Genomic DNA, 24,396 nt, shown 5'->3' with positions numbered 1-24,396 from the left:
GTTGAGCGAGAAAGCCGGCGCAGATTGTAGAGAGATCCGCCAAAAATCTTTGTGGTGAAATCTCCTGGGCTGTGGGTATGGTTATAAGTTAGGAGAGATAGGCTCTTCGATTGTGCGTTTTGTCAATTGTCGAAATCCCCTATAAAAATGGAGATTTAGCAATCTTTTTAGATTTGAGGCACAAAAAGCCTTTAACTTAGTTTCTACACTGGACTTACCAAATCCAAGATTCTGCAATCTACTCAGATTTGGTGTTATTGATGAGATACGTCATCCTGAAATCGCCCTCACTGATTTAATCGCCTGCCCGATCGCTCTTTTCTCTGGAAGCTAACGAGACTCATGTCAACGCTTGTCATCGTCGAATCTCCAACTAAAGCCCGCACCATTCGCAACTATCTGCCGTCTAGCTACCGGGTAGAAGCATCGATGGGGCATGTCCGCGATTTGCCTCAGTCTACTAGCGACGTTCCTGCCTCGATCACTGATAAGAAGGTCAGAGAGATGGGCGTGAATGTGGATGCGGACTTTGAGCCGATTTATCTAGTGCCCAAAGACAAAGCCAAAATTGTCAAAACCCTAAAGGATGCCCTTAAGGACGCGACGGAGTTGGTACTGGCGACTGACGAAGACCGTGAAGGAGAAAGCATTAGCTGGCATCTGTTGCAGATTCTCAAGCCCAAGGTGCCCGTCAAGCGCATGGTGTTTCACGAGATCACGCAAGAAGCGATCCGAGAAGCGATCAATAATTGTCGAGATATTGACGAAGGACTGGTCAGGGCGCAAGAGACGCGGCGCATCCTCGATCGCTTAGTTGGCTACACGCTCTCTCCGCTGCTCTGGAAGAAAGTCGCTTACGGGCTGTCTGCTGGGCGGGTGCAATCCGTTGCGGTGCGGCTGTTGGTGACTCGTGAACGGCAGCGTCGAGCCTTCCGCAAAGGGGCTTACTGGGATCTCAAAGCGCTGTTGGCAGTGGGCGAATCTTCTAGTCTAGAAAAGCCCGACAACCAGTTTGAGGCAAAGCTGACCACCTTGGCCGGACGCAAACTCGCCACCGGAGCCGACTTTGACGAAGCTACCGGACAAGTTGCCGCAGGTCGCAATGTCGTTTTGCTCAACGAAATCGAAGCCAGAGCGCTCCAAGAACGACTGACAGACAAAGCTTGGACAGTTTCAGACCTCGAAGAGCGCCCCGTCACGCGCAAACCTTCCCCGCCCTTCACAACCTCAACGCTGCAACAAGAATCAAACCGCAAGCTGAGTCTCTCGGCTCGTGACACAATGCGGACGGCGCAAAGTTTGTATGAGCAGGGCTACATTACCTACATGAGAACGGATTCAGTACATTTGTCGAGTCAGGCCGTTTCTGCTGCTCGTGAGTGTGTTGAGCAAATGTATGGTGCCAACTATCTCAGTCCTCAGCCACGTCAGTTCACGACCAAGAGCAAAGGCGCACAGGAGGCCCACGAGGCGATTCGTCCGGCAGGTAGTAGTTTCCGCACGCCTCAGCAGACTGGACTGAGTGGGCGAGAGTTTCAACTCTACGATCTGATCTGGAAGCGGACTGTGGCGACTCAAATGGCCGATGCTCGTCAGACCCAGATCTCGGTGCAGATTCAGGTAGAGGATGCTGGATTTCGGGCCAGCGGTAAGCGGATTGACTTTCCGGGCTTCTTTCGAGCATACGTTGAAGGCTCCGATGATCCCAATGCGGCGATCGAGAACCAGGAAATCATTCTCCCCGCCATGCGTGTCGGCGACCATCCCAACTGCCGCAACCTGGACGCGATCGGACACGAAACCCAACCCCCCGCCCGCTACACCGAAGCTTCCCTCGTCAAAATGCTCGAAAGTGAAGGCATTGGCCGTCCGAGTACCTACGCCAGCATTATCAGCACGATTATCGATCGCGGCTACGCTCAATTGGTCAGCAATGCGTTGATCCCCACCTTTACCGCCTTTGCTGTCACCTCTTTATTAGAGAAGCATTTCCCTGATCTGGTAGACACCAGTTTTACCGCCAAAATGGAGCGCACGCTGGATGATATCTCAACAGGTGAGGTGCAGTGGCTGCCTTATCTCAAGGAATTTTATCTGGGTGACGATGGATTGGAAACGCAGGTACGCGATCGCGAAAGCCAGATTGATCCGACCGAAGCCCGCACGGTTGAACTAGAACAACTCGCTGCCAAAGTTCGGATTGGTCGCTATGGGGCCTACATCGAAGTCGAGAACGGCGATGGGATGGTCAAAGCCTCCATTCCAAAAGATCTCACTCCCGCTGATCTTGATCCCGAACAGGTCGAAACGCTTCTCCGACAAAAGACAGAAGGCCCGGACAAACTCGGTTTTCATCCTGAGACGGGTGAACCAATCTACGTTCTGATTGGCGCGTATGGCCCTTACGTTCAGCTTGGCGACGCGACGGATGAAAATCCCAAACCCAAACGGGCTTCCTTACCCAAAGGCGTGACCACCGATACCGTCACTTTAGAGCAAGCAGTTGGGCTACTCGCGCTGCCTCGCAACTTGGGAATGCACCCCGACGGCGGCAAGGTTCAGGCAAGCTTGGGACGATTTGGCCCTTACATCGTGCATGACCAGGGCAAAGGCGTGAAGGAATACCGATCGCTCAAAGGGGATGATGATGTGTTGTCGATTAGCTTCGATCGCGCCTTAGCACTCCTAGCCGAACCCAAAGTCACCCGTGGTAAACGAGGCGCAGCCAAACCGTTGCGAGAACTTGGTGCCCACCCTGAAGACAATGAGCCTGTGAACATTTACGACGGGCCCTATGGAGCTTACATCAAGCATGGCAAGGTGAATGCCTCACTGCCAGAAGGTCAGACCGTCGAGGAAATCTCAATGGAGGTGGCGGTAGAAGCGCTCAATGCCAAAGCAGGCACCAAAGGCAAAAAATCTGGCACGACTAAATCAAAAGCCGCTACCTCCAAAACAACCGCATCCAAAAAGACCGCATCCAAAAAGACCGCAGACGACGATTCTGAAGTAGCTGAAAAGAAAACTACCAAGAAGGCAGCTACCAAGTCTACCGCCAAAAAAACAACCACTCGCAAGACTGCCGCAGCCGCCAAAAAAACGACCAGTACAACCCGCAAAAAGCTACAAACGGCTGAAGAGTAGAAGGTTCTGTCGAGGAGCGATCGTTCACATGGTCGTTTCCACAGGATTGTTTCAAATCGTGGTAAGCGCAAGACGGTTTCTATTTGCACTCTATTTGCAGAATTATGACAAAGCGCGATCGCCCGTTTGCAAATTCTCAAACACCTTCTGATTGCTCAAGCTCAACGACTCGTCGCTGGTTAGAAAGGTTTGCTAACGCGAAATGATTACTCTGCTGCAAATTGTTTTGCTGGTTCTAATTGCTGGCTCGATCGTCTTCTATGTTGCCTGCGCCCTGGTTGCCTATCAGTTTTTTACGGCTCCTAAATCGCTCACAACTTCCGTCCAGGATGCCGCCGTGTCTCTGATGGTGCCAATCTGTGGTCTAGACGAGGCAGCCTGGGAAAACTGGTCAGCTTTTTGTAAACAAGATTATCCCTGCTATGAAGTGCTGTTTGGGGTGGTCGATTTGGATGATCCGGCTATTCCGATGCTTGAAAAGCTGGTCAACCTGTTTCCCGATCACGTCCACCTTTTCACCGGACTCACGCCTCGCGGCATCAACCACAAAGACAGCACCCTCAGCTATCTGCTGGAAGAAGCGCAACATGAGGTAATTATCTTTGCAGACAGTGATATTCAGGTTAGCCCCGACTACATTCAGACGGTGACGGCTCCTCTTGCTGATCCAAAAGTGGGGCTTGTCACCTGCGCGTTTGTGGCTCACAATCCCAAATTCTTAGGATCGGCGCTGGCTGCTTTGGGGCGTTGCTGTGATTTTATTCCTAGTGCGCTGGTGGCTCAGAAGCTCGATCGCGGTCTAAAATTTGCCATCGGAGCCACGATCGCCACGCGCAAATCAACGCTGTCAGACTTTGGCGGACTCCATCTCGATCGCATTGGCTCAGACTACAACCTGGGTAAACGGGCCGCTCAAGCAGGATATCAAATCAAGCTCTCTGATTTGCTGCTGGAATCTGACACCGGACGCGAAAGCATTGATCAACTGTTTCAGCGAGAGTTGCGCTGGTCAAGAACCATTCGCTTTAATCGGGGTGCCATTTACTATACGATCGTCTTTTGTTACGGCGTGATCTTTTGCGTTCCTTTACTTCTGATTTCAGGGTTTGCAAGCTGGGCGATCGCGGTGACTCTCTTCACGTTCGCCGTTCGCTACCTTCAAGCATTCATCGCTGCGTTGAGTATGGGTTGTCCGAAGCTGGTGCGCTGGTTTTGGGCGTTGCCGTTGCGAGATGCACTGAGTTTGGGTGTTTGGGCGATCGGTGCCTTTGGGCGAGGCGTATATTGGCGGGGTCGCAGACTGAGAATTGAAGGCGACGGCATCATCAAACCCTGGGAGTCGAGCAATTAAACGAACTGGCTTGAATTTGGCTTTATGTCATAGATTCAGATTGGTCTAAAATCTTGCTGTAGGTCTCCAGGAGATACTTTGGGTTTTGAGCCGTGATGAAATAACCCATGTAGATGAGAATTGCTGAAGCAATCATAATCGGAATGGCAAATGGAAAGAAAATGGCATGGCGCAGATCATTCTTGAATAACTTGCGGATGCGATCGCTAAAAATCTGAATTTTCCCCTGACTTGACATAGCGGGATCGTTGACTTTTTGAAATCCTCGCGCTCTGAGAATTCGCTTTTGCCAATAGTAATCATGCCCAATCAGCAAAAATCGCCAAAAGAAATGAGATAGCCCGTTGGGAGGGGCGTGGGTCGCTCGTGCTTGAGGCTGTCGCCAAATGGTGTAAGCCTTCTCAGATAGCTCCTGAGCGTGAATGACACAGTTGCCTCGATAAAGTGGCAGATCAGTGGGGATGGGGTTGGCTAAGAGAAACGATCGCCGAAACGCCACGTTATTCAAAAAGTACTGAGAACTGGGGATCAGGGTTTTCTGACCGGAATATTGCGGAAAAATGTAAGTCATAGACATCGCTGTCTCATAAGGGCCAACGCCGCGAGTGGTGGTTTCTCCAGCGATGATTTGGGGGGCAGAGGCGTGAGAAAAACTGGTGAGCATTGTTCTCAACCAGGTTGGCTCGTAGATGCAGTCTGAGTCGTAGTAAACAATGATGTCGCCTGTTGCCAGCGTTGCCCCTAGCATTTTGGAGGCATAGTAGCCTGTCCCTGGAGGTGCCTCGTGAACCTTGATCCAGGCATATTGTTGACACAAACGATCGAGCAACTCAGTTGGCGTATCTCCACTGTCGATCAGCAACACCTCATTGGCACAGGTCGGGGGCGGATCTTGTTGCGCTAAAGATTCGATCGACTTCACCAATCCATTGAAATCCGCATTTGCCAAATTCTCAGTTTCGAGAATGATCGAAAAACTCAACCCCTCAACCGTTTTTACATCCCACTGACGCGCCTCACCCCTCACCCCACACACCTCACTTTATCGACGAAACTTTTGCGAATAAAACGACGCGGATTCTTCTCCGATCGCACACTCCTGCGTAAACTGAATCAGATGATGGGCCACCAATCCGATGTGAATCACCTGTTCGATCTGTCCTTTTTGCAGCGCAGGTTTGGCCATTTTCCAGAACGTTTTGCGATAGTTGCCCAACACGCCCACCCGCAGCAAAATCTTGCTCAACATCGTCAAACCCTTGATGATATTCGCTTTTGACACCCGCGCTGGACTGTTGGGCACCTGAATGCGATTGGGATAGGTGTGTTCGCACTGATAAGCAAATCGCTCAAATAAAAATTCGGGATCGTAAGCCTCAGTGATGCACCGCCGCCACATTTCGATGACTCGCTCGTAAGGCATCAAAAACGCCACGTTCGATTCTCGTCCCTCGTCCAAAATCAGTCGTCCTTCTGCCTCAAGCCGTCGCCAGAGAGGAGTCTTGGGCAACGCATACAGCAGATTGATCGTCAGCATGGGAATCTGAGAAAGCCGGATAAATTCTAGAATGCGATCGCCCGTTTCTGGCGTGTCGGTATCCAATCCCAAAATAATCCCAGAAACCACCTCCATGCCGTATCGATTTAACGTTTTCACAGCTTCGACGATCGGCATACTCAAATTCTGGTCTTTAGAAATTGACTTCAGCGCTTGCGGCTCTGGCGTTTCGATCCCACAAAAAACAGTGCAAAAATACGCTTCCCGCATCATTTCCAGCAGTTTTGGACTCTGGGCCAGATTGAGCGTCGCTTCACAGGCAAACTGTACAGGATAGCCATTTTGTTTTTGCCAGTCGATCAGATGGGGTAACAGATTCATCGCGGCACGACGATCGCCCACAAAGTTGTCATCCACAAAATACACAGCCCCCGGATTGCCCACCTTGAGCATGGCATCCAGCTCACGCATCACTTGTTCTGGCGTTTTCATTCGAGGATTGCGCCCGTAGAGTTCGGGAATGTCGCAAAACTCACAGCGGTAAGGGCACCCACTCGAAAACTGAATGTTGGTCAAAAAATACCGATTTAATTCTAGCTTGTCGTAGGCGGGAACCGGAAAATCACTCAAGGGCAGCCGATTCTGCGTCTCAAATCGAAGCTGCTGATCGGGACGTTCAATCCTCTGATCCAGCCATTTGATCAACCGATCGGTCGCGTCTCCCAATTCGCCAATGTGCAAAATATCAAAGTCAGGATAATACTCTGGACAGCCTGAAACCGATGGGCCACCCACGATCGTCAGCTTTCCTGCCTGATGCGCCAGTTGATTAATTCGATTAATTTGAGGACGCTGAATGTGCATTCCACTTACGATCACAACATCGGCCCACTGATAATCGCTGGGAGTTGTTGCTCGCACATTTTCGTCCACAAATTGCACGTCCCACGCTTGGGGTAAATAAGCGGCCACAATCAACAGACCCTGCGGCGGCATAAAGGCTCGCACATTCCGCATCAAGGGGTAGGCGTGGTGTAGTGTGCCAAACGATCGACTGTATTCAGGAAATACACACAGAACTTTGCGATGGTTTTGTGGCGTATAAAACTTTTGTCTGGACTCAAAAGAAGGGTTAGAAGTCGTCTTTTGGGAAGATGCAAGCAAACCTGTCATTTCGGTTCCTTCTCACACAACAAAGAAGAGGGCTTAGAGGTTTTGGTCAACCTACCCAATTATGAAGTGAACTCCCTTGTTACGCCAGACGCGATCGCCCATTCAATTCCTGACCCCAGTGCAACCTGCCAAAATCTGAGGAGACCGAACCCGAAATGAAGACTACCTGACTGCTTCATCCCTTATCCCTCATCCTTCATCGCAAGTGGATTACCCCAAAAGGGGGAACAGATCATCAAAGTTCTCCCTCATCCCTACTAAAGCGCTCTCCCTTCTGCTGTATCTCGAATCAAAGGCAATCGTTGTTGAATATAAGAATTGAGATAAACGGCGGCTTGATCGTCGATCGGCTGCTGATCTGTAAATTGGTTGAGCAACAACTGCACCAGAGCCGAGTCTTCAAACTGAAGCAGGATAGTGGTTTGGGTCGATTCGATCAGTGTCCACAGACGACGAATCATGGTTGGAGTCAGCATAGATTCTGTATCTCTTAAGCTTTTCTTTATATTTACACAGTTTTTCAGTTTGTGGTGAGTTTTGACACAACATTCACGGATCAATACAGAACGACACGACCACGAGAGCAGCGGCTTCAACGCTTACAACGTCTGCATTTCATGGCTTTCGCGATTCACTGATTCAATCCAATAAATCCCAGACTTGTCAACCGCTAAAGAGAGAAATCTCAGCAAGTCTAGTAAGAGATTTTGGACGCTGAACTTTAGACCTTGAACTCTAGATTTTGGAAAAGTAGTTTTAGAGGCCTTTAATTTTCGGTGCCTCGGTCTTCTGTCAAAGGTTCAACGCCTAAAGCTCTTCCGCAGATTTTTCGTAGAATTTGCACTGTTCGCACAGCCCAGCGGGATTAACTGCACAGCGAATCAGTTCAGAATGGGCGTTAAACCGACAGGTAGCATCTCCCAACACCCAACGCCCCTCAAATAAAGTTCGTTCACTCGGACGTTGAGCCACCTGCACATACAGCGCAACTTTGTGAAGATGATAGCGCCCTGCCTTAAGCTGATAGCGATGATGGCGCTCTAAGACTGCGTAAGTTTCGCCCTCCACATCGAGATAGGCTCCTGGTTGAGGTGACCAATCCAATTGCAGCATCTTGATCGTGCGAAGCGGATGCGTCAAAATCAACTCCGTCGGCAGTGAGGGTTGCTCCATAGGGATAGAGGTGTTGTGGCTGACATCAAAGCTTCTTGATGGTATCGCGATCGTTCCCAAGATGACTTTGAGTTTAGATTCTGCACAGAATTAGTGAGGGGTCAGGGGTGAGGCGTAAAGAGCATCCACAAACCCCACTAACAAACCCCACTTTTTTCCTCACTTTTGCGCTACCGTCTCCCATGCCACGGGTTGACCTGCAAGACACCACTGGGTTTGAAGACAACTTTAAACGAAGCCAGCGATTCAGAAGGAGTCGCGTTTGGATCAGCTGGCTTGCTCAGTTGTGGAAGAGGCGTAGCTTTGGTGTTGTCGTTGGCGAGTTGGCTGTCAGGCTCATAGTCAGCGATCGTGCCATCTGCTTTGACCCTGACACGAAACACCAAATCTTTTTCAAACGAAGGCGTTCCCTTCCAGTTTTGGTCGATCTGGTCGTACAGTTTGGGCTGCAAGTTCTCAAGCTGAGACTTTTCTGTAATCTCTACAGGTGATCCCGAAACAGCACTCACCGCTGCCTCCGGACTGGGCAATGCCTCCGGACTGGGAGAAGCCGCCACCTGCGGGCTGGGTGATGTTTCAGGAGCAGGCGAAGTGCTGACAGAAGCCCCTTCCCAGGGAGTCACTTCTAGCTTGCCTTGGGGCGTAAAGATTACTTTGAACTGAGCGATCGGGTCTTGAGACGGCACACTTCCCCCGACTGGCAGGTAGAGCAAATCCAATAGGGGCGTTTGTTTTACCTGGTCGAGTGCGGCTTGATTGTCGGGTTTGTAGCCCACGATCGCGCCATCTTTACCCACGCCGACTCGATAGACCAAATTTTCTGTAAAGGTTGGAGTTGCCTTCCATTTGCTGCTGATTTGATCAGTGAGCTTTTGTCTCAAAGCATCCAACTCTTGAGGGTCGGTGATCGCAGGAGCCGCGTTCAAGGCAGTTTCTAACTGAGCCAGGTCGGGCGAGGCAGTGGCGATCGGGCTAGAAGTCGGACTGGCCGTTGGGCTGGATGTTGGGCTGGGGCTGACCGCAGGACTGGCCGTTGGATTGGGCGAGGCGGTCGAAGTCGGGCATTCTCCAGCCGTCAAACAGGCGGGTTTGTTGACTCTGGGCATGGGCAACGCGAGAAAAGCGATCGCCGCCAGCGCTAATCCAGACACTCCGATCGCCGCTGGAACAGCCTGCTTGGACACAGATTCACGAGACCCGGCATACTTTTTGGGCACTGGGGCCAGATTGAGCGACCAGAACGGTAAGGTTTGGGTATCAGCCACAAACTGGTCGATCGCTTCTACCAGATCAAAGAGTTGAACGGTATTGATATCAACCGCTTGAGCAGAAGTCGTTTTGTGGTCGGCGCTGGGTTCTACACTGATGCGGTGATGGGTGCGGTTGATCCGCTCTAACTTCACAAACGAAGGCTTATCGCTGTAGGTGTGGCGCGGCAAATGGACTCCACTCAAAAATTCTTGAGCATACAAGCTCACCGCCGTCACCAAACTTTCAAAAAACTCACGCCCTCCGCTCAAAGGCTTTTCTTGACCTGGGAGATGGCATTCTGCATTGATCAGCAGAGACATCACGGGACGAAACTCAGTTTGAGCCGCTGCTGCATCAGACAACCCCTCCAAAACCAGGGTGCAATTGGGCAAACTGTACTGGCGCTGGATGGTCATGACACTTCTCCGTCAAACAAGCTGATCCACAAACGCTGTATTCCTGACGTTCCGGTGCAAAACAGCAGTTGTCCGAGCAATTCGAGCGCCAGTTCATTCAGCGTTTCGTCAGAACTGTACGCCATCACGCCCGCACGACGCGAATTCATTCGGCTGCGAAAATGGGCGCGGAAGCGTTCTAAATACTCAGCCAGTCGGAAATGATGATCAGGAGAAAGCTGTTTGTCGCTGAGTTGCTGATAAGCGAGGAGCAATTGGCGAATCAAAACCGTCAGCCGCCTGGCCAGAGAGCAGGTAATCACCACCAGGGCTTTTGCTTCTAGTAAGGTCAAAGGCCGGCGCTGGCTGTAGCGTCTAAAGGGGTTGGTGCTGCGTAATCTCCAGAGAACTACCCGATTTTTGATCACGCTCCGAAGATCTAGATCAGCGGCAACCGCCAAAATTGCTTCTGAGCCACCCAGATCTAACGCCTCGATCGCCAGCAGCAGCAAATCGATCTGTAACCGAGTCCGCCGGGGACAAACACCCTCTGAGACGGGCGGATCGGGCAAACTGTCTAAAATTAGCGGAGTTGTCGGGGCGGATGGACTATTCAACTGCATTACGCTCACGGAAACACTCATTCCAATTGCGAGTAGGGGGTCTGTCGAAGGCGATCGGAAAACAAAAGTCGTCAATCTGGATACAGATTAATTTCTCAAAGTTCCTGTTTCCAGGCTGGGCAATTTGGCTCAACAATTAACCCTAGTGGCTCAACATCCAGAAGCATTCTACCGAAATCAGGATCTCAGGTGAAAAATCCTGGAAATTAACGAGAATCCTTGCCATTTGTTAGTCAACAATTTAAGAAGGAGCCTGCGCCCATGCCAATTTAGCAGCAGAAACGTTAAAATTCCGAACTATATTGCAGAGTGCCTCGTTTAGAAGAACATCTAACCCACGTTTGAGGGATTAGAACGTCCAACATTCAATTCTAAGGTTTCTTTGAAAATACGTGTAAAAAATATTCAGAGATAGGTGGATTCATTTACTCATTCCCGATTGATCGGTGCAGCAGAGATGGGAGAATAGAAAAATTGGGTCGAATAGGGACGTAGCTCACTTCGTACCTACAGCCAAGTTGATAGGAAATAGGGAAATGCTCAAACGATTCGTCGCGGTATTGCTGGTGGTCTTTAGTCTCGGTTTGCAGGGCTGTGTGTCGGGAGTCGGAGGCTTAAAAAGCTTTGCAGACAGTACGGATGGCTATCGGTTTTTGTACCCCAACGGTTGGTCGCAGGTGCAGGTTGCCAACGGCCCGGATGTGGTGTTTCACGATATTATCCAGCCGACGGAGAATGTCAGCGTTGTGATCAATCCTACGCAGGGTCAGAAAAAACTGACGGATCTGGGGACTCCGAGTGAAGTGGGCTATCGATTGGGCAAGAGCGCGATCGCCCCTCCTGATTCGGGACGCACCGCTGAGTTAGTCAATGCTGAACAGCGCGAAATGGGCGACAAGCTCTATTATTTGCTGGAATATGTGGTCAAGCTCCCTAACAATCAAGAGCGGCATAATTTGGCAAGCGCAACCGTTTATCGAGGCAAACTCTACACCTTTAACGCTTCGACCCCCGAAGACCGCTGGGACAGAATGAAGGATCTGCTGCAATTGGCGGTGAAGTCCTTTTCGGTTGATTAGTGGTTAGTGATACGTCTAGGCGATTTGGTCATGGATTAGAAAGCGATCGGTGACGGGCGGTTTGTAGAATTGTACAGATAGCCCGTTTGTTTTTAGCTGACATTTTTGTATGAGCCTGCCCCAATTTGTCCTGGCTTCTGCTTCTCCTGCTCGACGGCGACTGCTGCAAATGGTGGGGATTGAGCCGATCGTTCACCCTAGCGATTTTGATGAATCTCAGATCCAGTCCAGCGATCCGGCTGAGTTGGTGAAGATTTTGGCAGAACAAAAGGCTGCAACTTCGATGCGATCGCTCTGGGACAAGCGGGGAGAGTTGCAGTTAGCAGGAATCGGACGGCTGTTTTCTCGCACTCCGGGCGTAATTTTGGGATGCGATTCTGTCCTATCTATCCAGGGAGAAATTCACGGTAAGCCCGCCAATCCTAATGAAGCGATCGCGCGTTGGCAAAAGATGCGCGGCCAGGTAGGCGAACTCTACACAGGTCACGCTTTGTTTGCACCCTATTCTGAACATGGGCTGTTGGTGCCCCAAGCGGCGATCGTGCGGGCCCAGGTGACGCGCGTTTTTTTTGCAACTGTGAGCGATCGTCAAATCGCCGCCTATGTCGCTACTGGGGAGCCGCTCAGTTGTGCTGGATGTTTTGCACTAGAAGGGAAGGGAAGTCTGTTTATCGAAAAAATTGAGGGTTGTCATACAAATGTCATTGGGTTGAGTATGCCGCTTCTTAGACAAATGCTGGCAGAATTGGGGCATGACGTAACGGACTTTTGGGCATCTTGAGTTTTGAAGATCTTAAGTTTAAGGATCTTAAGTTTAAAGATTTCACCAGTTCCTCGAATCAATACTTAGACTGGTAGCAATTCAGAATCCTGGTATGACTCAACCGTGACCGCGATGAACCGTCCGCCCGCTAGTTTCTCTAACTTTCGCTCTGATGTATTACACAACACATACTTAGGGCAGATCTGTGGTTCTCAACAGTTGTTTCGCGATCGCTATGAGATTCACAAGATTTTGGGCAGAGGCGGGTTTGGCGTAACGTTTTTGGCGCGCGATCGCAAACTGCCAGCCCAACCCTGGTGTGTGATCAAGCAACTGTGCCCCAAAGTCCAAGATCCTGCTTCTCTCAAAAAGGCTCGCCAACGGTTTGAGCAGGAGGCCAAAACCCTCAGTAAGCTGGGTTGTCATTCTCAAATTCCGCAACTGCTGGACTACTTTGAGGTAAATGGCGAGTTTTATCTAGTGCAGGAATATATTCGCGGCAGCACATTGAATAAAGAAGTGCGGCGATCGGGCTTATTTTCAGAAGCAGAAGTCAAAGATTTTTTGGTGGAGTTTTTGCCGCTGTTGCAGTACGTTCACAAAAATCGCGTCATTCATCGAGACATCAAGCCGCCCAATCTGTTGCGCTGTGAAGACGACGGACGGCTGGTATTAATCGATTTTGGAGCGGTCAAAGAACGGATTATTGGCATTGAGCAGTCCAGCGTTCGCACTTCAACTCAGTTTGTGGGTACGGTTGGGTTTGCGCCGCCAGAGCAGTTGTCGATGCGTCCTTTGTTTGCCAGCGATGTGTATGCGTTGGGCATGACCTGTCTCTATTTGTTGACGGGCAAGGCTCCTCTAGAGTTTGAGTACGAATTTACGACGGGTGAGGTGAAGTGGCGCGGTCTGGTGCGAGTCAGCGACCATTTTGCAAAAGTTTTGGACAAGATGCTGAGGATTTCTCCTCGCGATCGCTACCAATCTGCCGAAGAAGTGCTGCGATCGATCGAACTAGAACCCTACCTCGATCATCTTTTGCCCTGCATGACGAGTCAGCCTCGCTCCTCCAGTGGTCTGCCATCGACCAACAATCAGGGCTACATTCCCCCTTTGATTCGGACGGCGATCGCGATTCGCGAGTGGCAAGAGCGTTTGCAAGCGAGACGAGAACTCCAGGCGGCGATCGAGCAGTTGTCTTCGGAAGGGTGATTGCAGGGGTTTGTCGGGTAGGGCGATTGCGCTTTCAGTGCATTCACATTGTTTCAAACTTCTGTGATCGCACACTTTACGACTTTTTTGCGGTTTTGGAGCGGCGCGATCGTGGTTTTGGCTCCGATTTGGCGGGCTGTTCAGACTGCGCTTCAGAATTCACCAAGACAGAGGGCGTTTCTCGAAGTGTGGCGGCTTGAGCCAAGAGCGATTCTGCAAACGCATAAGCTGCCCCATCCGTGGAGCCATTGTGGTCACCGTTAGACTGTCCACCCGCCAATTGAGCCAATTCTTGCTGACGCTGCTGGCGATCGAGTTGATTCACCCTGACCACCGTTCGCACCTCTGAAGCGGTAGCCAAAGGTTCAGACATCGAATCAGCACTCGACCCATTCTGCGCTGCTTTTTTCTGTTTTTTGGTTCCCGTTCCCGAATGCCCGTTGCCCAGATCGATCACCTGCTTGTCTACATGAAAGTGCTGGTCGGCCATCGCCGCAACGATCGGCTGGTGAGTCACACAGAGAACTTGATGATGACGGCTGAGTTGATGGAGTTTTTCGGCGATCGCCTGGGCTACTCGTCCCGAAACGCCAACATCAATTTCGTCAAAAACCAGCGTGCCCACCGATTCGACTTGAGAAAAGCAGGCCTGTAGCGCCAAAAGAAAGCGACTCATCTCACCGCCAGAAGCGGTCTCCGTCAAAGGTTGCAACGGTTCACCAGGGTTGGGGCTAAACAGATAGGTGATGCGATCGGCTCCTCCGGGTGTGGGAGCGATCGACGTAATGCCGACTTGAAACTGCACTTTCTCCATTGCGAGAGGTTTGAGTTCGGCGATCAGGCGATTTTCGAGATCTTGGGCGGCCGTCTGTCGCAGTTGGGTGAGTTTCTCGCAGGTTTGAGTCAGGTCAGCTTTGCGCACTTCGGCTGTTTTTTCCAGATCTTCGAGCGATTGTCCGGCTCCGGTGATCTCTTCGAGTTCGGTTTGGAGAGACTGTTGAAGGGCGATCGCTTCCCCCAAGGTCGGGCCGTATTTTCGGCAAATTTGTTTGAGTTCGATGATGCGCTCTTCGACTTCTTGTAAACGTTGAGGATCGGTTTCTAAATCGTCTCCGTAGGCGTTGATTTCTTGCCCTGCTTCTTGCACTTGAGCCAGCGCCGACGTGACTAGTTCCAAAATCGGCCGAAGCTGTTCGTCGTAGCGCAACATATCTGTCAGCAGCGATTCAGCCTTAGCCAACAGATCAGAACACGCCTTGTCTCCGGTTTCATTTTGATAGAGTGCCTGATACACCTGATAGCTTTGCTGCTGTAGCTCGACGCTGTGTCCAAGACGTTTGCGTTCTTGTTCAAGCTGCTCCAATTCATCAGGATCGCTCAAACTGGCTGCATTCAATTCACGAAGCTGATACTCAAATAAGTCAAGCTGTTGCAGGCGTTGCTGCTCGGACTGGCGACGTTTCTCTAGCGCTTGAGAGGCTTGCTGGTAGAGAGAATATGCCGCGCTAACTTTTTCTCGCTGTTTGAGCAAAGCGCTACCGCCAAAACTGTCTAGCCAATCGCGCTGTAATCCAGGCTGACCCAGTTGCACCGTTTGCCCTTGGGCGGTGATTTCAACCAGACGATCGCGCAGCGACTCCATTTGCTGTTTGTTGACGAGAATGCCATTCACCCGCGATCGATTGCGAGCGGGACTGGCCACAATTTCTCGACTACAGATTAGAGAATTGCCCTCGATCGGCTCAATTTGCTCTTTAGACAACCACGCTTCAAGACTGGGATCAAGCTGAAATGTGGCTTCGATCGCCGCCCGGTCTGCCCCAGTACGCACGGCTCGACTGGTAACTTTGCCACCAAGGGCTGCGTCGATCGCGTCTAAAATAATCGATTTTCCTGCACCCGTCTCCCCGGTCAAAACGTGCAAGCCTGAACCAAACTCCAGTTCTAGCTGGTCAATCAACGCAAAATTTTCGATCCGCAAAGACAGCAACATGGGCAACTTTCAGGCTGAGGGCAAACCGTCGATCGATCCAATGGTTGATCCATCCGAATCTAACAAGCGATTTTTGTCTGTAAAAAGCTTTTCTAGAGCAATTTGGGCCGTGCAGGCACCTAACTTTATGTTAACTGTCACCGAACGTCTGAAGACTTCTTTTTAGTGCGGCTGATAGTAAATTTGTCCTAAACCCAGGGAAGAGGACGTTTCAGGCTTTTTGAAGAGGGAGAATCTCGCGATCGGCGCTAACTTGAGAAAAGTTGAATCCCGACAGGGCAGTTTTCCTGATCAGATCGTTCGGAAATCCAGAAGGCTCAATTGCTTTCGGATTCGTGAAGAAATGATTAACTGGAATCAGGAGAATGTTCCTCTAGAGTTGTTACAATACTTCACATAAGGCTTATCTGGTTTCCACTCATGAATGTCACGAACGTCAAGCCTGCTTCTGCTGAACCCGCGATCGCTCCCTCTTATGGTGCTGATTTTGAATCAAGCTTGCCGATCGTCTTGACTCAAGAGGAACTTAGACCGACGTTGGCTCAATTGCCAGCTTTGCAGTATGACCCAGACGTGATTGCGGCTGAATATCGCCAGCGTCCTTTGAGCGTCTGGGGTCGAGCGCTGAGTATCTTTTTGCCGTTTCTAGTGTTTGGTCTGCGGTTGTGGGTCGATCGCTTCACAGGCAATCAAAATAATCAGCAAAAGCAAGCGGTTCATCTGAGAGAAATGCTGACTCGATTGGGGCCAGCTTTCATCAAAATTGGACAAGCGCTGTCTACTCGCCCCGACCTGGTGCCCCCTGATTATCTAGAAGAACTCACCAAGCTACAGGATCAGTTGCCTCCCTTTCCCAACGAGATTGCCTTTCAGTTTATTGAGGAAGAATTGGGCGATCGTCCTGAAGTGATCTACGCAGAATTGAGCGCGTTGCCGATCGCCGCCGCTTCTTTAGGACAGGTTTATAAAGGCAAACTCAAGACTGGGGAAACCGTTGCGGTTAAAGTTCAGCGCCCCGGACTGGCCCAAAATATCGCACTGGATATGTACATCCTTAGAGGATTGGCGGTCTGGGCGATGAAAAATATTAAGCGTGTCAAGAGTGATCTTGTAGCCATCACCGACGAGCTTGCGACCCGCATCTTTGAAGAACTGGACTACACCCAGGAAGGCCGCAACGCCGAGCGGTTTGCTGAACTCTATGGGCACATGCCAGAAATCTACGTTCCTCAAATCTATTGGCAGTACACGGGTCGGCGCGTTTTGACAATGGAGTGGATCACCGGAACCAAGCTCACTCAGTTAGACGAAATCAAAGCGCAGGGCATCGATCCCACTCACTTAATCGATTTAGGAGTCCAGTGTTCGCTGCGGCAGTTATTAGAAAGTGGGTTTTTTCATGCCGATCCCCATCCAGGCAACCTGTTAGCGATGGCTGACGGACGACTCGCCTACCTGGATTTTGGCATGATGAGCGAAATTAAGCCTTATCAACGGTATGGATTAATCGAAGCGATCGTTCACTTGGTCAATCGAGACTTTGAAGGTCTGGCCAGAGACTATGTAAATTTAGAGTTTCTCTCGCCGACGACCGATCTGAGTCCGATCATTCCCGCCCTGGCTGAAGTCTTTAATGATGCGTTGGGGGCAAGCGTTGCCGAAATCAACATCAAAAGCATTACCGATAAGCTGTCTGGTCTGATGTATGACTATCCGTTTCAGGTTCCGGCATTTTTTGCGCTGATTATTCGATCGCTCGTTACCCTGGAAGGCATTGCGATTAAAGTTGATCCCGACTTTAAAGTTCTGAGTAAAGCCTATCCCTACGTGGCCAAGCGATTGCTGACCGATCCGGCTCCCGAACTGCGGCTCTCTCTGCGCGATCTGTTGTTCAAAGACGGTAGCTTTCGCTGGAATCGATTAGAAAACCTGCTGAAGAACGCCCGCAGCAACCAGGATTATGATCTGGATCTGGCAATCAACCAGGCGGCTGACTTCTTATTTTCTGAGCGAGGCGACTTTATTCGCAACAATCTAGTCAATGAGATTATCAAGGGACTGGATACGATCGGGCAAACCGTGTGGCACAACTTAACCTACGGTTTGCGGGAGCGCGTTGGGCTGACCGTGGAGCGCCCTGCCATTCCTTCCGAAAATCAGCAAACCCTCGATCATCTCAAGCGCGTCTGGAATATATTGCAGGAAACGCGCGGATTTGACCAGAACAAAGTGCTTTTATTAGTGCCTCGACTATTAGCCAGACCCGAAACTCAGAAAATGGGACAACAGGTTGTGGGTGGACTTGCTCAGAGAGTGGCTGTTCGGCTTCTCCGCGAGTTCTTATTAGCGAACCAGCCAGATGTTCATAACGGTCACCCAATGCCCTTACCTGCATTGCCTGCCGCGAAAGGTTAGGCGTTTCTCCACTAAAAGCAAGTTGCTTGGTGTCGGCTTCAATTAACCTACAGTAGGGGTAGTGCTTCTGTGACTGCCCTTATTTTTTAGGTGAATCGGACTCTGGAGGCGGGTTGATCGGATCAGAAGAACGATCGAGTTCTTGTTTTTTGGACTCTAGCTGCTGGGCCAAAGACTCAAGTTCCTGTTTTTTGGACTCTAGCTGTTGAGACAAAGACTCAAACTGCTTCTTTTCGCGCTTCAGATCTTCTTCGAGGGATTGAATTTGTTCTCGGCGGGCTTCAAGTTCTAGGGCGCGGCGATCGAGTTCTTGACTTTGAAGGGTGAGAGATTGTCTCCATTGCTCGGCGCGTTCGGTTTCTTGATGCAAAAAGGCGGGTGTAACCCCGTTAATCAAAAACTTTTGTACGAGATCGACCACCCAGTCCTTAGCATTTTGGATGCTGAGAACCTGTTGAGTATTGGACAGCTCGACCAGAACGAGCATATTTTCGCTGTAGACGTTTGCTTCTGATGCCAGGATTACTTCTTCTTCAGCATTAACGACCCAGATGTTTTCAGACTTCTGAGTTGCCAGCAAGTGTAAACCTGCCTTACCTAAATAGCCTTTTTTTTGAACTTGAGCCAAGTGCAGCATTACTTGTTCTCTCTACTTGTCTCTGTTGGGAACCACAATAAGAGTAATGTCTCCACCTCTGCAATGGAGGGTCAACCAGTTGCGAAGCTGTCTGTCTAGAATTTTATACCTTGGTAACGAAATAAAAAGTCGATCTGCCTTTAGATTACATTCTCAAGAGTCTTGTGTCGCAAGGCAGCAGTCGAAAGACAGAGAACAGCAAGGTCAAGTGGCGATCGCGCTATGCAAAATAGTATAACGCCACTCTAGACCGTCTGCTGTCATAGAAACTTGTTAGCCACAGGTTCAGAATGCCCTGAATAAAGGTCAGTTCGACACGGGTTTTCGCTTTGCTGTTGAGTGCTTCTACGCTGCAACTCCCTGGTTCTGGAAGCTTCGGGATGACAAAGGCGAAAAATTTCATCAAATTGAAATCTCTTTATTCGAGCCGATCGAGTTTTGCCCGTAGAATCTCCGCTTGCTTTTGGGCTTCGGCTAGAGCGTCTCGCGCAGCTTGCACGACTTCAGGAGGAGCTTTGTCTACAAATTTAGAATTGCTCAATCTTGCAGACAGGGCGTGAATCTCGGCTTCCACTCTATTGAGATCTTTCTCAGTTTTGGCCCGCATTGCCACGAGATCTACTAAACCTGCCAGCGGAATTGAGACTTGTACCGTGCCGACAACGCCAACGATCGTTTGCTCTGACTCCCCATCCACTGGAGAGGGTGCGATTTCGATCACTTGAGGCAGAGGGGACAGAGATTCTCCAACAATTTCGGTTTTAAGCTGTTGAATTTGGCGTGATAAGTGCTGACGATCGCTCCGACTCAGCAAGTTTCTCCGCGCAAACCAAACGCTGTAGGCGATCCCGACCAATTCAGTGAAAGTGGGTAACAGCGGAACTTGATGAATGCCTTCGACAATGCCGCCCAGGAGTTTGAGGGTGATCAGGGTCAGGAGAATGAGTCCGATCGTCGAGAGAAACCGCCGATTTGTTTGAAGGAAGGACTCAACGCCTGTAAAAATCGTCTCCTCAGATTCAGAAACCTGCATTGTCTGAGTCTGAGTCTGAGTCAGAACATCGGGCTGGTTGACGGTCAGCGTCTTGACTTTACACAGGTCTTGAATGTAGGACTGACCCGCGATTAAAATCTGCTCTTCGGACGGACTCTCTGTTTGCAAAAAGGCATCAATTTTGGCTCCGGGCTTGATGTCTGCCTCGGCTCGCAGGTTACGAATTGTGCGAATCGTGCCAATGAGCAGGTCAAACTGCTGCTCTAGAGCAGCGTCAATCCAGGCGGGATCGGGCACTGGATAAGACTGGAGCGCAAGGGCTTTTCCCGACGATTCCTCAGTTTGAGTCAGGGTGTGCCAGATTTCCTCGGTAATGTGCGGCATGAAGGGGTGCAGCAGTTTCAAAATGCCTTCTAAAACCTGGGCGATCGTTTGTTGGGCAACCCTGCGAGAAGTCGCGTTCTCACTTTGAAATCGAGGTTTGACGAGTTCGATATACCAGTCGCAAAAATCGCCCCAAATGAATTCATACAGCAGTTTGGCTGACTCGCCCAAGCCGTAGTTGTCGAGATTGTCTCGAATCTGTTGAGAAATCTGGTTAAAGCGCGAGAGAATCCAGCGATCGCTCAGTTCTAATTGGTCGAAATCTGGTAGCCCTAACTGTTCTGGCGATTTGCCGTCCAGATTCATCAACACAAACCGCGAGGCGTTCCACAATTTGTTGGTGAAGTTGCGTGACGCTTCAACAGAAGCCGACTCATCCGTTTTGCGGTTATATTCTAATCGAATGTCCTGCCCTGCTCCGGTGACTTCGCGAATCAGCGTGTAGCGCAGCGCATCTGTTCCATACTTGTCGATCAAAATCAGGGGATCGATGCCATTGTTGGCAGATTTAGACATCTTTTTGTTGTTTTCATCCCGCACCAGCCCGTGAATGTAAACTGTTTGGAAGGGCATTTTGTCTGTGAAGTGTTTGGCCATCATTGTCATCCGGGCGACCCAGAAGAAAATAATGTCAAAGCCTGTGACCAGCGTGGTAGTGGGATAGTAGCGATCGAAATCAGCCGTCTCTTGCGGCCAGCCCAGCGTCGAGAAGGGCCACAAACCAGCAGAAAACCAGGTATCCAATACGTCAGGATCTTGCTCTAGCTGAACGGTTTCACCAAATATCGCGATCGCTTTCTTTCTAGCCTCTGTTTTATCTCGCGCCACCATAAACGGGGTTTCATCGGTGATCACTCCGCCCGTTTCACTCACGGCATACCACGCGGGGATCTGATGCCCCCACCACAGTTGGCGAGAGATGCACCAGTCTTTCAGGCTGACCAACCAGTCTCGGTAAACTTTTGTCCAGCGATCGGGCACAAATCGCGGTGAAGATTGCTGATCCAAATCAGCTAAAGCCCGTTCTGCAAGGGGACGAATTTTGACAAACCATTGGGTCGAAAGCAGCGGCTCTATCGGAACTTTGCCACGATCGCTATAGGGAACCGTGTGCTTGTAATCCTCAATTTTGACTAACAAACCTTCTGCGTCGAGCCGCTTGACCACATTTTTGCGGGCGACGAAGCGATCCTGCCCCTGAAACTCTCCAGCGTTTTCGTTGAGCGTGCCGTCTTTGTTCAAAATGTTGATGAACTGCAAATTGTTGCGCTTGCCCATCTCAAAATCGTTGGGATCATGGGCCGGAGTCACTTTCACGCAGCCCGTTCCAAAGCTGGGATCGACAAATTCATCGCCAATGATCGGAATTTCTCGATACACCAAAGGCAAAATCAGCGTTTGACCGATTAAATGTTTGTAGCGATCGTCCTGCGGATTAACGGCCACTGCGGTATCGCCCAACATCGTCTCCGGTCGGGTTGTCGCCACTTCGACATAGCCATCCCCATCCAAAAGCGGATACCTGAAATGCCAGAGATGACCGTTGACTTCTTGGTTTTCGACTTCGAGATCAGAAACAGCAGACTGACTCGCTGGGCACCAGTTGACCAAATATTTGCCCCGATAGATCAGCTTTTCTTCATAGAGCATAGCGAAAGCATCCAGCACCGCTTTTGATAGCCCTTCGTCCAGGGTGAATCGTTCGCGTGACCAATCGACCGAAACGCCCAGTCGCCGCAGTTGGTTGACGATCGTTCCCCCAGATTCGGCTTTCCACTTCCAAGCGCGATCTAGAAAAGCGTCTCGCCCCAAATCTTGCCGCGTCTTGCCTTCTGCCTTAAGCTGCCGCTCTAAAATCGTTTGCACTGCAATACTGGCGTGATCCGTTCCTGGAAGCCAGAGTGTGTTGCGTCCGATCATGCGGTGATAGCGTACCAACACATCGATCAGCGAACTTTCAAAAGCGTGACCCATGTGCAAGCTACCCGTGACGTTGGGCGGCGGGATCACAACACAGTAAGGCTCACCGGATGCGTTGGGGTCAGCTTTAAAGACTTGATGTTCTTCCCAAAATTTCTGCCACTTGGCATCGGCACTGGCGGGATCGTACTGGCTGGACAGCATGGGAGGCGTTGCGGTCATGGAAGGACTGGGGGCGTTTTTGCGTATTTAGCCATGATAAACCGGGAGGAGGCAAAGGGCGTGAGGTGAGGGTTAGTTTGCGGTTCCTGATTTGGTCTATTTTTTTGGTCTATTTTGTAGATTATTTTGGAAACTGGTTGGCACAGAGAATTTCGATCGCTTGATCTCCCGAAATTAGACGCTTGAGAACGACTTGACCGATCGCGTTTTCTGGAGTCACGGTCACCGCAACCGGAGTTGGCTTGACTTCGACCATAAGAACAGCATCTTCAACGCGGTAAAGCCAGAGTTTTTCGTTGTTTTCCCAGATGCATACGGTCATTTGCTCGATTTGGGGCTTGCGTCTCCAGGCGATTTCGTTCCAAAGTCCGCCAAGTTCCCAGACGCGACCGACTTCCCACCCCTCCGAAAGGAAAAAATACTTCATGCAGATTGCGTCAACAGGCTGATAATTTGCTGTTCACCTTAGCGTGAAATGCCTGACCTCTCAGCAGATTGCACCAAATTTCGTAATGAGTCGGCGAGTCTGAAAGTTGTTTGTAAAGAGAATGTAAAAATACTCCCGATCGATTTGCGCTCTCCAGCTTTCTAGTAGCCATCTTCAAAGTTCCTGCAATCGTTTTAATCATGGGATGAGGTACAGGTCTTTCTGTGATGATGCGAGAAATTTATTCAGCAAGGCGACTCACTTTAATTCAGGCTTGCTGAAATCGCATCTATGGAGATAATGGTGTCTTGTCTTGCGCCATTGGTGAAGAATGCTGACCTGGTTGCCTAAAACAACAGAAATTCGGCGGCTTAAGTGGGTCATTCTCTTGGGAGTAATTTGCTTGAGCTTTGCGGTATGGCTGTTTGCTCAACCGGGAGTCAGTCAGGAAGTGGACGCGCTCAAACAGCAGCAGCAACAGATTGATCAACAGCGATCGTTGATTCAAAAAGAGCGCGATCGCTTACAAAAACTCGAACAGTCTGCCCAAACCAACCTCAAAGGACTTCGCAAAAATATTCAGGCGACGGCGGCTCAGATTCAACTCGGCGAAGCCAGACTCAACACGGCCACTCAGCAACTCAAAAAGCTAGAAGTTTCGCTAGAAGCGACCGAGAAGATTTATCGCACTCGCCAAAGTTCGACGATTTCTCGCCTTCAGTTTCTTCAGCGTCAGCAAGGAAGTCGCGGGTGGGCGGTATTGTTGCAAAGTCGCAATCTGAATGATTTTCTCGATCGCCGCTATCAACTCAAGCGGATCTTTCAAGCCGATCGCAAAATTCTCGTTAGCCTGAAGACGGATGCCGATCGCCTCGATCGCAAGCGTAGCCAGATCGAACAGCAAAAAAACGACATTGCTCTCCTGACTCAACAGCTACTCGCTCAAAAATCAGAATTTGAGGCACAGGCTGATTATCAAAAACAAGTCGTGGAGCGATTAAAGAGCGATCGCAGTGCCCTCGAAGCTGCCGAAGCGCAACTGGCTCAAGATTCTAAAAATATTGGTGAACTGATTCAAAAACGAGTCGCCGCAGCCCGTGCCAAAGACGGCATTGTAGTGCTAGGAACGGGCGTGATGGGCTATCCCAGTGATGGCGAAATTACGAGCAGCTTTGGGTGGCGAGTGCACCCGATTTTGGGCTATCAGCGCTTTCATTCGGGGGTTGACTTTGGAGCGGACTATGGGAGTGTGATTCGAGCGGCCGATCGCGGAGTCGTGATTTTTGCGGGCTGGTACGGCGGCTATGGAAACGCAGTAATCATCGACCACGGCAACAATATCACCAGCCTTTATGGACACTCCAGCGAACTCTACGTCTCAGAAGGGCAGTCGGTCGAACGAGGACAGCCGATCGCCGCCATTGGCTCAACCGGACTCTCAACCGGGCCACATTTGCACTTTGAAGTCCGGCAAGCCGGAGAGCCTGTCGATCCGATGGCTTACTTTTAACCATTGCCCTCATCAAAATTGCGGAATGTTGAGTTTTTTGTAGAGATAGCGAGTTGCGATCGAAAGTTTTTACTTTCTGTCCACTTTGAGGATTAGAATGATGAGCCACTGACCGGAAGGCAGTTGTTTTAAAGGTGAATTTGATCCGAGTCTTTCGCTTCGCTAATCAGCACTTCTGCCCCCCAAGCTGCCAATTTTGGCGGACTTTCAGAAAAGATCTCTGGTTCAAAGT

19 protein-coding genes are annotated in these 24,396 nt (G+C 50.3%); 9 read left to right on the top strand and 10 right to left on the bottom strand.

Annotated features, from left to right (window positions below; genetic code table 11):
- The first annotated feature begins 342 nt into the window (after nucleotides 1–342).
- The 3 genes from topA to ACKFKH_RS14455 are packed head-to-tail and all read left to right on the top strand — an operon-like array spanning nucleotide 343 to nucleotide 4,495.
- Entirely contained in the window at nucleotides 343–3,144 is a 2,802-nt protein-coding gene (gene topA, locus ACKFKH_RS14465) for a type I DNA topoisomerase (protein ID WP_446859019.1), read from the top strand.
- Nucleotides 3,145–3,172: 28 nt separating this feature from the next.
- The gene (locus tag ACKFKH_RS14460) at nucleotides 3,173–3,295 is read left to right on the top strand and encodes a hypothetical protein (protein ID WP_446859018.1); all 123 of its coding nucleotides are present in this window, start codon (nucleotides 3,173–3,175) and stop codon (nucleotides 3,293–3,295) included.
- Between the two features lie 51 nt (nucleotides 3,296–3,346).
- Entirely contained in the window at nucleotides 3,347–4,495 is a 1,149-nt protein-coding gene (locus ACKFKH_RS14455; protein WP_446859017.1) for a glycosyltransferase, read from the top strand.
- Between the two features lie 22 nt (nucleotides 4,496–4,517).
- Here ACKFKH_RS14455 and ACKFKH_RS14450 read toward each other — a convergent pair whose 3' ends face one another.
- From ACKFKH_RS14450 to ACKFKH_RS14425, 6 genes are all read right to left on the bottom strand, one after another.
- On the bottom strand, nucleotides 4,518–5,522 hold the full coding sequence (locus ACKFKH_RS14450; protein WP_446859016.1) for a glycosyltransferase: 1,005 nt from the start codon (nucleotides 5,520–5,522) through the stop codon (nucleotides 4,518–4,520).
- Between the two features lie 15 nt (nucleotides 5,523–5,537).
- Nucleotides 5,538–7,166 carry a B12-binding domain-containing radical SAM protein gene (locus tag ACKFKH_RS14445; protein WP_446859015.1) on the bottom strand — a complete coding sequence of 543 codons (1,629 nt, stop codon included), beginning with the start codon at nucleotides 7,164–7,166 and terminating at the stop codon, nucleotides 5,538–5,540.
- Between the two features lie 257 nt (nucleotides 7,167–7,423).
- Nucleotides 7,424–7,642, bottom strand: a complete 219-nt coding sequence (locus ACKFKH_RS14440) for a hypothetical protein (protein ID WP_446859014.1) — start codon at nucleotides 7,640–7,642, stop codon at nucleotides 7,424–7,426.
- A 331-nt stretch (nucleotides 7,643–7,973) separates the two neighbouring features.
- Nucleotides 7,974–8,339, bottom strand: a complete 366-nt coding sequence (locus ACKFKH_RS14435; protein ID WP_446859013.1) for a DUF6464 family protein — start codon at nucleotides 8,337–8,339, stop codon at nucleotides 7,974–7,976.
- A gap of 170 nt (nucleotides 8,340–8,509) precedes the next feature.
- A complete protein-coding gene (locus ACKFKH_RS14430) occupies nucleotides 8,510–10,006 on the bottom strand; it encodes a DUF4335 domain-containing protein (RefSeq protein WP_446859012.1) in 1,497 nt (498 codons plus the stop codon).
- On the bottom strand, nucleotides 10,003–10,629 hold the full coding sequence (locus ACKFKH_RS14425; RefSeq protein WP_446859011.1) for a DUF3038 domain-containing protein: 627 nt from the start codon (nucleotides 10,627–10,629) through the stop codon (nucleotides 10,003–10,005). Before ACKFKH_RS14425 ends, ACKFKH_RS14430 begins: the two co-directional genes overlap by 4 nt.
- A 515-nt stretch (nucleotides 10,630–11,144) precedes the next feature.
- On the opposite strand from ACKFKH_RS14425, the gene psbP reads away from it, so the two are divergent.
- The 3 genes from psbP (at nucleotide 11,145) to ACKFKH_RS14410 (ending at nucleotide 13,662) form a co-directional block, all read left to right on the top strand.
- Entirely contained in the window at nucleotides 11,145–11,687 is a 543-nt protein-coding gene (psbP, locus tag ACKFKH_RS14420; protein ID WP_446859010.1) for a photosystem II reaction center PsbP, read from the top strand.
- 109 nt (nucleotides 11,688–11,796) lie between these two features.
- Nucleotides 11,797–12,468: a Maf family protein gene (locus ACKFKH_RS14415; RefSeq protein ID WP_446859009.1), complete on the top strand. Its 672-nt coding sequence runs from the start codon at nucleotides 11,797–11,799 to the stop codon at nucleotides 12,466–12,468.
- Between the two features lie 114 nt (nucleotides 12,469–12,582).
- On the top strand, nucleotides 12,583–13,662 hold the full coding sequence (locus ACKFKH_RS14410; RefSeq protein ID WP_446859008.1) for a protein kinase domain-containing protein: 1,080 nt from the start codon (nucleotides 12,583–12,585) through the stop codon (nucleotides 13,660–13,662).
- A 76-nt stretch (nucleotides 13,663–13,738) separates the two neighbouring features.
- Here ACKFKH_RS14410 and recN read toward each other — a convergent pair whose 3' ends face one another.
- Nucleotides 13,739–15,655 carry a DNA repair protein RecN gene (recN, locus tag ACKFKH_RS14405; protein ID WP_446859007.1) on the bottom strand — a complete coding sequence of 639 codons (1,917 nt, stop codon included), beginning with the start codon at nucleotides 15,653–15,655 and terminating at the stop codon, nucleotides 13,739–13,741.
- On the opposite strand from recN, the gene ACKFKH_RS14400 reads away from it, so the two are divergent.
- Together ACKFKH_RS14400 and ACKFKH_RS14395 are read left to right on the top strand one after the other, a co-directional pair.
- Entirely contained in the window at nucleotides 15,654–15,821 is a 168-nt protein-coding gene (locus ACKFKH_RS14400; RefSeq protein ID WP_446859006.1) for a hypothetical protein, read from the top strand. The two genes, recN and ACKFKH_RS14400, sit on opposite strands and share 2 nt — an antisense overlap.
- 254 nt (nucleotides 15,822–16,075) lie before the next feature.
- Nucleotides 16,076–18,070, top strand: coding sequence for an ABC1 kinase family protein (locus ACKFKH_RS14395; protein WP_446859005.1), 1,995 nt, complete (start codon nucleotides 16,076–16,078; stop codon nucleotides 18,068–18,070).
- Nucleotides 18,071–18,149: 79 nt separating this feature from the next.
- Here ACKFKH_RS14395 and ACKFKH_RS14390 read toward each other — a convergent pair whose 3' ends face one another.
- From ACKFKH_RS14390 to ACKFKH_RS14380, 3 genes are all read right to left on the bottom strand, one after another.
- Nucleotides 18,150–18,707: a hypothetical protein gene (locus ACKFKH_RS14390; protein WP_446859004.1), complete on the bottom strand. Its 558-nt coding sequence runs from the start codon at nucleotides 18,705–18,707 to the stop codon at nucleotides 18,150–18,152.
- A gap of 418 nt (nucleotides 18,708–19,125) precedes the next feature.
- Nucleotides 19,126–22,227, bottom strand: a complete 3,102-nt coding sequence (locus ACKFKH_RS14385) for a valine--tRNA ligase (protein ID WP_446859003.1) — start codon at nucleotides 22,225–22,227, stop codon at nucleotides 19,126–19,128.
- Nucleotides 22,228–22,348: 121 nt separating this feature from the next.
- On the bottom strand, nucleotides 22,349–22,654 hold the full coding sequence (locus ACKFKH_RS14380; RefSeq protein WP_446859002.1) for a hypothetical protein: 306 nt from the start codon (nucleotides 22,652–22,654) through the stop codon (nucleotides 22,349–22,351).
- 331 nt (nucleotides 22,655–22,985) lie between these two features.
- On the opposite strand from ACKFKH_RS14380, the gene ACKFKH_RS14375 reads away from it, so the two are divergent.
- Entirely contained in the window at nucleotides 22,986–24,164 is a 1,179-nt protein-coding gene (locus ACKFKH_RS14375) for a murein hydrolase activator EnvC family protein (RefSeq protein WP_446859001.1), read from the top strand.
- Nucleotides 24,165–24,396 lie beyond the last annotated feature (232 nt).

This window comes from Phormidesmis sp. 146-20, from assembly GCF_052939475.1.
This window is presented reverse-complemented; position numbering and strand designations above follow the sequence as displayed.